This window comes from Streptomyces sp. NPDC088762 (assembly GCF_044750905.1).
GTDB lineage: Bacteria > Actinomycetota > Actinomycetes > Streptomycetales > Streptomycetaceae > Streptomyces.
Genome location: NZ_JBIVKT010000034.1, coordinates 1 through 12047, shown reverse-complemented (window position 1 = coordinate 12047; position 12047 = coordinate 1). Strand labels below are relative to the sequence as shown.

The window sequence follows — 12047 nt, the reverse complement described above, 5'->3', positions numbered from 1 at the left end:
TATCTCATGCAGTGAATGCGGCTACTCCGCGCTGACCTGCATGGATGCCTGCAACGAGCTGTCGAACAGCTGAGGGCGGGGACGCTGCAATCCCGCTAAAGGCCAGGGAAAACAGGGTTTCGGCCCGTACTGGCGAGGTGGCCCGGCGACCGCGAGCAACGGCCGGAGGGTGGGGACATCGGTCCCCCTTGCAGTGCGAGACCTGTGCACATCCGACTTGGAGGTTCGAAGTGATCCGTTTAAGACCTTTGGCCGCCGCCACGTTGGACCGACGTGGCGGTGCTGCCCTTCGCGTCACCTAGCCCCCGCGGCTTGCGGCGGCCGGTGCCTCCTTCGTCCGTCCGGCGCCCAGGCGTCGTACGGACGGGGTTGAGGGGAGCCGGAGTTCTTTCCCGCTTCACCCCCATCGCAGTGCAGCCCCCGGCGTTCCCGCGCCGAGGGCTGCTGAGTCCCGTTCCTCTCTCGAAGGAGCAAGACCCATGAAGTCCATCGCTGCACTTCACGACGTTGTTACCCCGTGGTCGGACGGCCTGGAGCCGTCGGACGCGGAGCTGGACGCGATCGAGACCGAGATGCTCGTGGTCCTGGCCGAGGTCGAGTTGCTGGACGCGCTGATCGCGCTGCTGGACCGGCCGGCGTCCGAGTTCGACGCCCGCCGCATCCGGCGGGCCCACAACCGGATCCTGGCGGCCCGGCGCGAGCTGGCCAACCGCACCGTCGGCACGACGCTGTCGGGGGACGCGGCATGAGCAAGCAGATCTTCGGAGCGCAGTTGTCTCTGCGCTGCTGCGGTACCACCGCGCCGGTAAGGATGGACGGACCGTGCTGGCAGCTGTACGTGGCCATGACCGGTCTGGTCAGCGAATGGCCCACCTTCACCTGGCCCACGTCCACCGAGATCCCGACCGTCGCCCAGCGCCAGGCGGCCCTGGCCTGCCTCGGGTTCACGCTCGCCGAGGACGGCGATTGGGAGTGGACGGAGCACACCGGCCCTGACTACCACCCCCACCCGGCCCGCGTCCTCCTCCTGGGCGCGGTCAAGGTCCGGTCGCTGGAAAGCGGGGCGGCATGAACAGCGTTCACATGCGTTCAGCGGAACGCGCGCTGGCCGTGGGAACGTGGCTGATCGTGGGCGGGGCGATGCTCTACTCCGTCCTCACGGTCACCCCGCTGATGGCCGCCCACACCCCCGGCGCGTGGGTGTGGACGGCGCCGATCCTCCCGCTCGTGGTCGACGCGGCCGTGGTCATCGTGGTCCGCCTCGATTCCGTTCTGGCCCGTCTTGGCGGGCACGGCGGTGCGTGGCCGGTGGCCCTGCGGTGGATGACCGGCGCCATGACCCTGGCCCTCAACATCGGAGCATCCGCCCTGGCCGGGGATCTGGTCGGCGTCGCCATCCACTCCGTCGCCCCCATCCTCCTCATCGTGACGGCGGAGGCCGGACTCGCCTACCGGCGTGCCCTGACAGCCGCCGTGCGGGCCCTGGAAGCCGAGCAGCACGCAAGGGCGGAAGCCCGGGCGAAAGCGGTCCAGGAGCGTGAGGACGCCCGCGAACAGCGGGCCCGTGAACGCCGCGAGCACGAAGCGGCCATCGCCCGTGAACAGCGTGAACATGAAGCCCGCCTCATCCGCGAGGAGGCCGAACGCCAGGACCGTATCCGCCGCGACGAACAGGCGCGGGCGGAGGCGTCCGAGCGTGCGGAGCGCGAGGCCCGTGAACGCCGTGAACAGATCCGTGAACAGCAGCAGGCCGAGCGTGAACGCCTTGAACGCCAGGCCGCGCAGCAACGCGAACTGGAGGCCCAGCAGCGGGCCGAGCGTGAACGCCGTGAACAGCTCCGTGAACAGGAACGCATCGAGCGTGAACGTACCGCGTTGCTGTCCGCCGGACCGCCGGCCGAGAAGCTTCCCGAGGACCAGGCCCGCGCCATCGTCCGTGCCGCCTTCCACGCCGGACTCGCCGTCCGGGTCGCCGCGGAACTGACCGGCTGGTCCGTCGGCTGGGCCTCCACCCGCTACCAGGAACTGCGCGACGCGAACACCGCCCCCGCCCTGGAAGGAGCCACCCAGTGAAGCTCTCCCCGTACACCAGCCCCGTCGAGCCGGACAGCCTGCTGATCCGCTTCCACAACCAGACCGGCGCCGCCGTGGACCTCGCCGGCACCCGTACCAGCTCCTCCTGGTACTGCCACGGATGCGGCTACCGCTCCACCATGACCGAGGGCGTGCTGCTCACCCGGCGGGCCGCCAACGATCACGCCAACCACTGCCGGGCCTCCCACCAGTACCTCGGCTAATGGCCACCCTGCCCGTCTACTCCTGGCACCTGGCCCCAGACGGATTGGCCACCCGCCGACAGCTCCGCGCTGCCGGTCTGCGACCTGGCGGCCAGGACGTTGCGGCCGCGCTGGAGCGGCCCCGCCGCCGGCGCGGCCCGCTGGTCGCGTTCCTCTACCGGATCGACCTGGCCAAGCCCGTCCGTCCCATGACCGAGCGGCGGGCCGCGGCTCTGGCGCGAGCCAATGCGGCCCGCCGCTGGTGCCCGTCCTGCCGCCAAGACGCCGGGTACGTCATCGCGGCCTCGCTCGGCATGTGCACCCCGTGCGCGGACTCTCCGCGTCCCGCCGCCTGACCTCGACACCTTCAAGGAGATTTACGTGTCCTCGCAGACCACGCAGACCTCGCACTCCGACAACTCCGCTCCGGCATCGCAGGGCTCGCACCACTGGGTCATGACCCTGGAGCTGCCCGGCCGGATGGCCGCCACGCAGTACGGGACGTTCACTCCGCCCCCCGGCTCGACCCGGCACGACGTGTTCATGGGTATCAGGGCCGAGATCACCAGGCAGCACCCGGAGCTCTCCCACGCCAACGTCATGTACTTCGCCCTGGAGCCCAACGCGCTCTGACCTGCCGCAGCGGGGCCCGGCCGCCCACCTCCTACAGCGTCGGCCGGGCCCCCTTTTTTCACGCCCCGAAGGGAGCACGTTCAGCATGACCGAGACCGTCACCGAACCGCAGGCTCCACCCGAAGAAACCGCCCCCGCCCCGGCCACGACCGAGACCGACAGCACCTCCCCGTCCAAGGAGGTGGAGCACACCGCAGGGGGATTCCCCGTGGTGCCGCTGTCCCTGTCCGGGACGAACACGGCCGCGGGCCTGCTGGCCACAGCTGCCCTGACCGGCGGCCCGGTCGCAGCTGCTGTCGCGATGACGGGTGCTGCCGTGCTCGGCACCGTCGCCGCCCATCAGCGCACCAAGGCCAGGAACGGCAAGAAGAAAAAGGCGGCCAAAGCCGCAGTCGCTGGCGGCCGCACCGCGGGCGGGAGTGGGGGGCGTGGGCTCTTGGGCGGGATCCCCGCACAGTCCCGCACTGCGCCGCGTACCAGCCGTGGCAACGGAGCTCGAACCCCTAAGGCCGCAGGTGGTCAGGGTCACCGTGCCGGTGGCCGGTCCGGAGCCGGAGGGGGCACGAGCAGCAGGCCTTCGGCTCGGCAGCGTGCCGCGCAGGCCGCCGGTCGCCTGGCCGGTGGCCGTGCCGGTCAGGTCCAAGCCCTGCGCTCCCAGACCCGAGCCCAGGCCCCGACTCGAGCCGCAGCCCGTACGGCTGCGGTGCAGGCGCGGCGGCAGGTCGCGGATAGCCGACGGGCGGCCAAGGCCGCCGAGCGGGCCACCGCCTCGGGCGCGAAGGCCCGGGGGCCGGCGGGCCGGACCCTCGCCAAAGGCATGGCCAAGGCCGCCGCCACCCGCGACAGGACCGTCGGCGCCGCCCGTTCCCTACGGGACCGCAACGCCGGCCGGGCGGTCGCCGCCGGTCGCCAGGCGGTGCAGACAGCCGCGCACCGAAAGCGGGTCGCGCAGCTCAAGGCCCCTGCCCAGAGGGGTGCCCGGAAGGCCCTGTTGAGGTCAGCGGCCCGCTTTCAGGCCCGCCGGGCACTGGCCGCTCTGGCCGGTGGCGCTCTTGGTGTGCTCGGGATGGTGACCACGCCGCTGGGCCGCAAGCTCGGCTGGGGCTGGTTGATGCATCCCGGTCGGCGCCTCTACCGCTTCCTGCTCGGCCGGGCCCGCGCGGCGCGTGAGGCCCGGGACGCCGAGATCAACGAGCGGCTCGCCGCCGACGAGGAGGCCGCCGAAGCGCAGGCGTCAGCCGAACACGAGCAGGACAACGAGCACATCGGCGATCACGCCGCCCGTCCCACCACGCACGTTCCCGCACCACCCACCAGCCAAGGAGCTAATGCTGTGAGCAACGTTTCCGGGTTCAGGTTCGAGGAACTGGCCGCCGAGATGGAGCAGGCCGCGCAGTCCTACGAGCCCGAGAACTGCATGGAGATCCTCGCCATGCTCGAAGGTCTCCCCGAGGCCCTTCAGGCCATCGCGAACATCCTGCGGATCCTCGCCGAGCGCTCCGACAACGAGTTCCCGCTGGAGAAGGTCGTCGCCGACATGCTCTCCGACCTCTACTCCGTGTTCACGAACTCGGTGCAGTTCTCCGAGGAGCTGGGCCCGACGTTCCGGAAGGCGCACGAGGCGGACATCGCCCGCTTCGAGGACCCCCGCAACGGCCACGAGGCCGAGAAGGGCTGGAACGTCTGATGGCTGCCAAGACCTCGACCGTGACGCACAACGGTCTGGCGCTGGACTGGGCCGCCGGCCACGGACCCATCACCGGCGCCCTGTCCGCGACGACCGGCGCCTACGCGGTCGCCACCGCCGGCACCCTCGCCCACATGCCCCCCAGCTGGGCCCTCGCCATCGGAACCGTCGGCGCGATCGGCCACACCGCCTCGGGCCTGCGCCAGAAACTCGCCGCCCGCACCATCGGCGCGCGCGCCGCGTCCTGGCTCCTGGGCTCCGGCTGGACCACCTGGGCCCTTGCCACCGGCCCCCTGACCTGGACCTCCCTGGGATCGCTGGCCGTGATCGGGGTCGGCATGGGCGCCGCGGCACGGTCCGTAGGTCTGTACGAGGAAGCCCGCGAACTGGAAGCGCTCGCAGCCGCGGAACGGCAGGTCGCCCGCGAACTGTCTGCGGAGCGGCGGGCGATCGCCGCCGAGTGGGTGGAGCGGATCCAGCGCGTGTGCGGAATCACCGTCCGCGTGCTGGCGGTCGAGATGTGGCCCACGAACACCGGGTTCACCATCGACGCCGAACTCCCCGCGGGCGGCACTACCTACGACCGCATCGCCCGCGAGAACGCCCGCCTCTCGGCCGATGCCCGCCTACCGCACGGCTGCACCGCCGCCGCCTCACCCGGCATCGACCAGGGCCGCGTCCTGATCGACGTGACCACGGTCAACGTTCTGGCGGCCGAAGTGCCCTACCCGGCCGACTACAGCCCCCTGTCGATCCACACCGGCACCCCGTGGGGCTACCGCACCAACGCCGAAGCGATCCTCACCTACCTCCGCGAGCAGTGCGCACTGGTCGTCGGGCCGACCGGTTCCGGCAAGACGAACATGGTCCACGTCATCCTGGCCGGGTTCGCCCGCGCCACCGACATCCTGACCTGGGTCATCGACCTCAACGCCGGATCGGCCGGCCTGCCCTGGGTGCGGCCCGCGATGGAAGGCGTGACGGGCCAGGTCGTGCGGCCCGGGATCGACTGGCTGGCCGCCACCCACGAGGAAGCCGAGCTGATGCTGGATGCGGCCCTGCGGGTCGGTCTCCAGCGCAAGCGCGCCTACCAGGACCTCATGGCCCAGGCCAACACCGACCTGTTGCCGATCAGTCGGGAGATCCCGCAGATCATGCTCGTCGTCGACGAGGGCGCCGAGATCCTCGTCAGCAACGAGCCCGAGAAGCGCAAGCTGGCCAAGAAGATCCTTGAAGTGATCCGGATGCTTCGCGCCATGGGCATCCGCACCGTCCTCACCGCACTCGGTGCCACCGGATCCGTTCTGGGCAACATGATGATCCGCCGCGAAGCCAAGACCCGCGTCGCGCTGACCGGCGGGTCCACCGAGGGCATGGACCTGTCCAAGCTGTTCCCCGGCGGAACGGGCCTGCGGATCGAGCAGGCACCCCACAAGGGCACCGGCTTCATGGGCACTCCCGAATCCCCGGCCGCCCTCTTCGGAACGTGGCGGATCCTGCCCAACCAGATCCGCGACATCGTCCACGCGACCTCCGACCGGCACCCCTACCTCGACGCCATCTCCGCCAAGGCCGCCGGACCCGACTACGCCCGCCGCTGGGACTCCTCGCGCACCGCCTGGATCAACGACCACCAGCGCACCGACCCCACCCCGCAGCCAGGCACCCCGGCCGCCAACGGGGCGGCCCCGTCAGGCGGGGGCCTGAACCTCTCAGCCCACCGCAACACGACCACCGCCCCCGCGGCTCCCTCCGTGCCGGACGAGGACGCGCTGGCCGAGCAGTTCCGGCGGGAGATCGACGCCCAGTTCGCCACCGCCCCCGAACCGGGAGACACCGCCCCCGAGACCGAGGCGCCGGTCCGGTCGGGGCTGAACCTGTCCGCGCACCGCGCCGAGGACAACGCCGCCCAGCAGGCCGCCCTCACCCTCCTGATCGCCGCCGGACCGGAGGGCACCGGCGCCTCCGCGATCGCCCGCCAGCTCGACCGATACGGCACCACCCGCCAGACCGTCGCCGGATGGCTCAAGACCTGGGCCGAGGAAGGCGAAGCCATCCGGATCGGGACCGGCACCAAAACCCGCTACGTCCACCGCCGACACGCACCCGAAGACCCTTCCGAGGACTGACCTTGCCGCTTGTCACCACCAACTGAAAGAAGCCCGCCCCCGGCTCCCTGAGAGCTTGAAAACAGCTTCTGACCTGGGAGGCGACAAGCGACAAGACAAGACAAGCGACAAGCCACACGACAAGCAGGCGACAAGAGACACGACAAGCCAGACGACAAGCCCCGCGGGGAGCACACCTCAACGTTTAGGTGTGCTCCCCGCGCTCACGAGGGAGCCCAGTCGTGCATGAACCCACCCAGCCGAGCACCACCAACCCCGCCCGTTACGGCGATCCGATCTACCACCCGACCGCGATCCGGCAGCCGCTGATGCTGCCCGCCGAACTCCCGCCCGGGGTCGAGATGGTCACCCTGCCCGGCGGCTACCGCACCCTCGCCTACACCCAGCCCGCCACGCCGGTGCCCGCTCCGGCCGCCCAGCCGATCCCCGCATGGGCCAAGACGACCGCGCTCCTCGCCCCGACCGTCGGCGGCGGGATCGCCGCCGCCGGGTTCGGGATCTCCTACGCCGCCCCGGGACTGATCGCCATGACCGACACCCTCTGGGCCGCCATCGCCCTCATCGCCGCCGGCACCCTCGCCCCACTCATCCTCCGCACCGGACGCGGAACGAGCCGCGGTGCGGCGCCCGTGCAGCACGTCACCCAGAACATCACCGCCTCCGGAATGTTCGGCCGCGCCACCGGCACCCTCAACAACCGCTGAAAGGCCCACCCCATGAACCAGGACCCGGCCTCGCTGTCGGAGCTGATCTCCGACGCGATCGCCCTGCTCACCGGCAAGCACACCGTGCGCTGCCCCCACCCCGGATGCCGCGTCAGCGTCCGCTACCGGGCCGTCACCCCCGCCGAAGCCAAGCGCCTGACCGACCTGGCCACCGACCACACCCGCCACTAACACGACGAAGGCGGCCCCCTCTCACGCCAATGAACGGGGCCGCCCTCTTCCAGCACGCTCAAGAACTGGAGAGACAAGCATGACCCAACCCGCCCCCAATCGGCGAGATGGCCGCGTACAGCTCCTGGCTGACGCCCTCAGCATCGCCGCCCGCGGCTGGCCCGTGTTCCCGCTCCGTCCCGGCTCCAAGGTGCCCGTGCTGCACGGCGAGACGAAGTGCCCGCGCACCGGCGCCTGCACAGATGGGCACGCCAAGCCCGAGCAGCGCGCCACCACCGACCCCGACCGCATCCGGACCGCCTGGGCCACGGCCCCCTACAACGTGGGATTGGCCACCGGCCCGGCCGGGCTGGTCGTCATCGACCTCGACCCGCCCAAGCCCACCGACCCGCCCGGCACCCACAGCGGCGCCCAAATCCTCGAAGCCCTCTGCCAGGCCACCGGCGAACAGGTCCCGCCCACATACACCGTGACCACGCCGTCCGGTGGCCTTCACCTGTACTTCACCGCGCCGACCGGGGCCACGATGCGCAGCACCCAGGACATCCTCGGACGGCACATCGACACCCGCGCCTGGGGCGGGTACATCGTCGCCCCCGGCAGCATCACCCCCGCCGGCGCCTACAGCGTTACGGACGACCGGCCCGTGGCCCCGCTTCCGGCCTGGTTGCAGATGAAGCTCACCGCCCCGCCTCGGATCACCGCCCGCCCCCTCGCCCCTTCCTCCGCGCCTCACAGTGGCGGCCGGAGGGCCTCCTACGCCGACGCGGCCATCCGCAACGAGGAGAAGAACGTCGCTGACGCGCCCGAGGGACACCGGAACAAGGCGCTGGTCAGGGCCGCCCGAGCCCTGGGGCGGCTGATCGCGTCCGGCGACCTCGACCGCGATGAGGTCGAGCAGGCTCTTAGCCGGGGGGCGGAAGCCGCCGGACTCAAGCCGTACGAGTACCGCTCCGCCATCACCAGCGCCCTCAACTGGTCCATCCGCAACAACCCCGCCGGCCGGAGGACGGCATGACTGCCCGCGAACACCCCCCGGCTAAGAGCCCTACAAGGAGTCCCGACGGAATCAGCCCCGCCGAACCGGCCCCCGCCCCGGACGGCAGTGGCGCGCCGAAGGTCGTCGCCGAAGGCGTCCTTTCATCTGTTCGCCCTAACCCGCGCGCCGACGACGGACGCCGCCCCGTCGCCTGGCTCCACATCAACGCCCCCGGACGCGGTGTCACCCCGTCCGTCCGATCACGGTGCGCCTGCGGACGAAACCTGTTCGCCGTTGGACAGACCCGCGCCCTCGCGCTGATCGCTGACCACCAACAGCACCGCCTCCTCTGCCCCCAGATCAACCCTGCTCAGGAAGGGAAGGCCGCCTGATGAGCGACCACACGCCGCCCACCGCGTCCATCGACGGGGCCGCCCTGCTCGATGAGGTGGAGGCCTTCCACCGCCGTTTCAACATCTTCCCAAGGGAGGCCGCGTACGTGGCCGTGGTCCTCTGGGATGCGCACGCGCACCTGCTCGACTCCTTCGACTCCACCCCGCGTATCGCGTTCCTGTCCCCCGAACCGGGATCGGGGAAGTCCCGGGCATTGGAGATCGTGGAGACGCTGGTGCCCAACCGGATGGCCGCCGTGGACGCGTCGCCGTCCGCGCTCTTCCGCGCCGTCTCGGGAATCGACGGGCAGCGGCCCACGATCCTCTTCGACGAGATCGACACCGTATTCGGGCCCAAGGCGGGAGAGAACGAGCAGCTCCGAGGGTTCCTGAACGCCGGACACCGTCGCGGACGGCTCATGTACCGGTGCGTGGGCGACGGGTCCAACCAGACCGTGCAGGGCTTCCCCTCCTACTGCGCCGTAGCCATGGCTGGCCTCGGCTCCCTTCCCGACACGATCCTGACCCGCTCAGTCATCATCCGCATGCGCAAGCGCGCCCCCAACGAGACGATCGAGCCCTACCGCGAACGTATCAACCAGCCGGAAGGCCACGCGCTCCGCGACCGCCTCGCCGCCTGGGCCGACACCGTGCGCGACCGCGTCACCGGCGCCTGGCCCACCATGCCCGACGGCGTGACCGACCGGCCGGCCGACGTGTGGGAGCCCCTGCTCGCCGTCGCCGATGCGGCTGGCGGACACTGGCCCGCCCGCGCCCGCGCCGCCTGCGTGGAACTGGTCGCCGCGGCACGGGAGAACGACGAGTCCTCCCTGGGTGTCCGGCTGCTCACCGACCTCCGCGACTCCGTATTCTGCGGAGCCGACCGCCTGTCCACCGCCGTCATCCTCGAATGCCTGCTGCGGATGGACGACGGGCCGTGGGGCGACTTGGATGACAAGCCGCTGAACCCCCGCACTCTGTCCAAGCTTCTCGGCCAGTACGTAACTCCCGGGAACAAGCCCATCAAGCCCCGCGGGATCCGCACCGCGTCCGGCACACCCAAGGGCTACTACGCGGAAGACCTCGCGGACGCCTGGGAACGCTACTGCCCCCCGCCCCCTCTCAAGTCCGCAACAGCCGCAACATCCGCCACACCGCAGGTCAGGAGGGGTGAATCTGTGGCGGATACCGCCACAGACATCCGCCACACGCACGCGGAAACCGCCACACCGCTCTTCCCCGTCGCCGGATAGCCGTCCCCGCAACGCAGATGCCGCCATACCCGCGTGTGGCGGCACCTATCCGCCACAGAATTCCGATCCGCCACAAACCCAAGCCGCTGACCAGCCATGTTGCGGCGTGGCGGATGTTGCGGATCCCCCAGAAGGCTGGACCACGAGGAGAGCACATGCCAGCGGCTTCCGATCCTCGCGCCACCCTCCGGCGCGGACTCCCTGACAGATACCTCACGCCCGACGACATCGCTGACCTCTTCGACGTTTCGCTGGAGACCGTCTACCAGTGGCGCAAGAAGCGCACCGGCCCGCCGGGATTCCGCGTCGGCAAGCACGTCCGCTATGACCCCGACGCCGTGCACAGCTGGATCGCCGAACAGATGCAGGCGGACATCAGCAACGCCGCCTGATGCAACATCACGACCACCGAGGGCGGCCCCACCAGGGGCCGCCCTCGTTCCGTACGCCCGGAAAGGCACCACACGTGGCAGGCCACATCCAAGACCGCTGGTACAAGACCCAGCCCACCGCCGACGGAAAGGCCGTACGGGTCAAGAGCGACCGGTACGGCATCGGCATGCGCTACCGCGCCCGGTACGTCGGCCCTGACGGCACCGAGAAGTCCAAGTCCTTCCCTGACAAGCAGAAGCGGCTTGCCGAGAAGTGGCTCAACGAGACGGCCGCTGACATGGCGCGCGGCCAGTACATCGACCCGCGCGCCGGCCGCATCACTTTCCAGCAGTTCGCCGAGAAGTGGGTGGCCACCCACACCACGGAAATCAACAGTCGAGAGGCTGCCGAGCGGCGGCTGAGGCTGCACGCCTACCCATACATCGGCACGCGCCCGATGCCCGCCTTCCAGCCGGGCCACATCCGTACGTGGTTGGGTGAGCTGGAGAAGAGCGTTCCCGCCTCGTCGCATCGCCGGATCATCTTTGGGACCGTCTCGGCAGCGTTCTCCGCCGCCGTCGATGACGGACTGATCGCCAAGAACCCGTGCCAAGCCCGATCCGTCCAGATCCCCAAGCCCGGACAGCCTCGCGTCACGCCGTGGGCTCCCACGCAGGTGCTCGCGGTGCGGGCGGCCCTGCCCGCGCACCTTCGTACGGCCGTGGACATCGCGAGCGGGTGCGGCCTCCGGCAAGGTGAGGTCTTCGGCCTCGACGTAGAGGAGCTGGACTACGAAGGCGAGTGGGTCCACGTGCAGCACCAGCTCAAGCGGATCCGGGGGAAGTATGTGTTCGCGCTCCCCAAGGGCGGCAAGACGCGCTCCGTGCCGCTCCCCCGCTCTGTCGCGGCGGCGCTCGTCGCGCATTCCAAGCTGAACCCGCCCGTCACCGTCACGCTGCCCTGGCGGACGCCGGACGGGCCGCCCGTGACGAAGTCGCTCATCTTCTGCGGCGCCGGCGGCAGCTTCGTCCGGGTCAGCCATTTCAATGACCACATGTGGAAGCCCGCCCTCGCGGTCGCCGGAATCATCCCGCCGGCCGAGGAGGGAGAGCGCTACGCCTCTGCGCCGCAGCACGGGATGCACGCGTTGCGGCACTTCTACGCGTCGGTCCTGCTGGACGCGGGCGAAAGCATCCGGGCGCTCAGTCAGTACCTGGGCCACGCTGATCCGGGCTTCACTTTGCGCACCTACACGCACCTGATGCCGAGCAGTGAGGGGCGGACTCGGAAGGCCGTAGACGGCCTCTTCGGGGCCCCTCCGGACCATGATCACGGCCCCGAGACGGCCCAGTAGGGGGAAGTGGGCCCTGGTTCCCGGGAAACCTGCTGGCCAGGGCTCCAGACCTCATGGACTGCGACACTCCATCTAC

14 protein-coding genes are annotated in these 12047 nt (G+C 70.6%); all 14 read left to right on the top strand.

What is annotated here, in order from left to right; translation table 11 throughout:
• Nucleotides 1-479: 479 nt before the first annotated feature.
• The 14 genes from ACIP5M_RS35930 (at nt 480) to ACIP5M_RS35865 (ending at nt 11971) form a co-directional block, all read left to right on the top strand.
• The gene (locus ACIP5M_RS35930) at nt 480-749 is read left to right on the top strand and encodes a DUF6284 family protein (RefSeq protein WP_401205339.1); all 270 of its coding nucleotides are present in this window, start codon (nt 480-482) and stop codon (nt 747-749) included.
• On the top strand, nt 746-1072 hold the full coding sequence (locus ACIP5M_RS35925; protein ID WP_401205336.1) for a DUF6303 family protein: 327 nt from the start codon (nt 746-748) through the stop codon (nt 1070-1072). The genes ACIP5M_RS35930 and ACIP5M_RS35925 overlap by 4 nt, the downstream gene beginning before the upstream one ends.
• Nucleotides 1069-2073, top strand: a complete 1005-nt coding sequence (locus tag ACIP5M_RS35920) for a DUF2637 domain-containing protein (protein ID WP_401205333.1) — start codon at nt 1069-1071, stop codon at nt 2071-2073. Before ACIP5M_RS35925 ends, ACIP5M_RS35920 begins: the two co-directional genes overlap by 4 nt.
• Nucleotides 2070-2297 (top strand): hypothetical protein, encoded by a 228-nt coding sequence (locus ACIP5M_RS35915; RefSeq protein ID WP_401205330.1) that lies wholly within the window; start codon nt 2070-2072, stop codon nt 2295-2297. The genes ACIP5M_RS35920 and ACIP5M_RS35915 overlap by 4 nt, the downstream gene beginning before the upstream one ends.
• Nucleotides 2297-2632, top strand: coding sequence for an RRQRL motif-containing zinc-binding protein (locus tag ACIP5M_RS35910; RefSeq protein WP_401205327.1), 336 nt, complete (start codon nt 2297-2299; stop codon nt 2630-2632). The genes ACIP5M_RS35915 and ACIP5M_RS35910 overlap by 1 nt, the downstream gene beginning before the upstream one ends.
• Before the next feature lie 25 nt (nt 2633-2657).
• Entirely contained in the window at nt 2658-2909 is a 252-nt protein-coding gene (locus ACIP5M_RS35905; RefSeq protein WP_401205325.1) for a hypothetical protein, read from the top strand.
• Between the two features lie 85 nt (nt 2910-2994).
• Nucleotides 2995-4596, top strand: a complete 1602-nt coding sequence (locus ACIP5M_RS35900) for a hypothetical protein (protein ID WP_401205322.1) — start codon at nt 2995-2997, stop codon at nt 4594-4596.
• Nucleotides 4596-6725 (top strand): hypothetical protein, encoded by a 2130-nt coding sequence (locus ACIP5M_RS35895; protein WP_401205319.1) that lies wholly within the window; start codon nt 4596-4598, stop codon nt 6723-6725. Before ACIP5M_RS35900 ends, ACIP5M_RS35895 begins: the two co-directional genes overlap by 1 nt.
• A gap of 221 nt (nt 6726-6946) precedes the next feature.
• Nucleotides 6947-7429, top strand: coding sequence for a hypothetical protein (locus ACIP5M_RS35890; protein WP_401205317.1), 483 nt, complete (start codon nt 6947-6949; stop codon nt 7427-7429).
• A gap of 12 nt (nt 7430-7441) precedes the next feature.
• Entirely contained in the window at nt 7442-7621 is a 180-nt protein-coding gene (locus ACIP5M_RS35885; protein ID WP_401205314.1) for a hypothetical protein, read from the top strand.
• A 79-nt stretch (nt 7622-7700) separates the two neighbouring features.
• A complete protein-coding gene (locus tag ACIP5M_RS35880; RefSeq protein WP_401205311.1) occupies nt 7701-8639 on the top strand; it encodes a bifunctional DNA primase/polymerase in 939 nt (312 codons plus the stop codon).
• 352 nt (nt 8640-8991) lie between these two features.
• Nucleotides 8992-10245: a DUF3631 domain-containing protein gene (locus ACIP5M_RS35875; protein WP_401205309.1), complete on the top strand. Its 1254-nt coding sequence runs from the start codon at nt 8992-8994 to the stop codon at nt 10243-10245.
• A gap of 155 nt (nt 10246-10400) precedes the next feature.
• A complete protein-coding gene (locus tag ACIP5M_RS35870) occupies nt 10401-10637 on the top strand; it encodes a helix-turn-helix transcriptional regulator (RefSeq protein WP_401205306.1) in 237 nt (78 codons plus the stop codon).
• A gap of 74 nt (nt 10638-10711) precedes the next feature.
• Nucleotides 10712-11971: a tyrosine-type recombinase/integrase gene (locus ACIP5M_RS35865; RefSeq protein ID WP_401205304.1), complete on the top strand. Its 1260-nt coding sequence runs from the start codon at nt 10712-10714 to the stop codon at nt 11969-11971.
• The last annotated feature ends 76 nt before the right edge of the window (nt 11972-12047 follow it).

What these genes read in the sequence shown, in the direction of transcription:
- ACIP5M_RS35930 (WP_401205339.1), top strand. Translation starts at nt 480, where the DNA reads ATGAAGTCCATCGCTGCACTTCACGACGTTGTTACCCCGTGGTCGGAC.
- ACIP5M_RS35925 (WP_401205336.1), top strand. Translation starts at nt 746, where the DNA reads ATGAGCAAGCAGATCTTCGGAGCGCAGTTGTCTCTGCGCTGCTGCGGT.
- ACIP5M_RS35920 (WP_401205333.1), top strand. Translation starts at nt 1,069, where the DNA reads ATGAACAGCGTTCACATGCGTTCAGCGGAACGCGCGCTGGCCGTGGGA.
- ACIP5M_RS35910 (WP_401205327.1), top strand. Translation starts at nt 2,297, where the DNA reads ATGGCCACCCTGCCCGTCTACTCCTGGCACCTGGCCCCAGACGGATTG.
- ACIP5M_RS35900 (WP_401205322.1), top strand. Translation starts at nt 2,995, where the DNA reads ATGACCGAGACCGTCACCGAACCGCAGGCTCCACCCGAAGAAACCGCC.
- ACIP5M_RS35895 (WP_401205319.1), top strand. Translation starts at nt 4,596, where the DNA reads ATGGCTGCCAAGACCTCGACCGTGACGCACAACGGTCTGGCGCTGGAC.
- ACIP5M_RS35885 (WP_401205314.1), top strand. Translation starts at nt 7,442, where the DNA reads ATGAACCAGGACCCGGCCTCGCTGTCGGAGCTGATCTCCGACGCGATC.
- ACIP5M_RS35880 (WP_401205311.1), top strand. Translation starts at nt 7,701, where the DNA reads ATGACCCAACCCGCCCCCAATCGGCGAGATGGCCGCGTACAGCTCCTG.
- ACIP5M_RS35875 (WP_401205309.1), top strand. Translation starts at nt 8,992, where the DNA reads ATGAGCGACCACACGCCGCCCACCGCGTCCATCGACGGGGCCGCCCTG.
- ACIP5M_RS35870 (WP_401205306.1), top strand. Translation starts at nt 10,401, where the DNA reads ATGCCAGCGGCTTCCGATCCTCGCGCCACCCTCCGGCGCGGACTCCCT.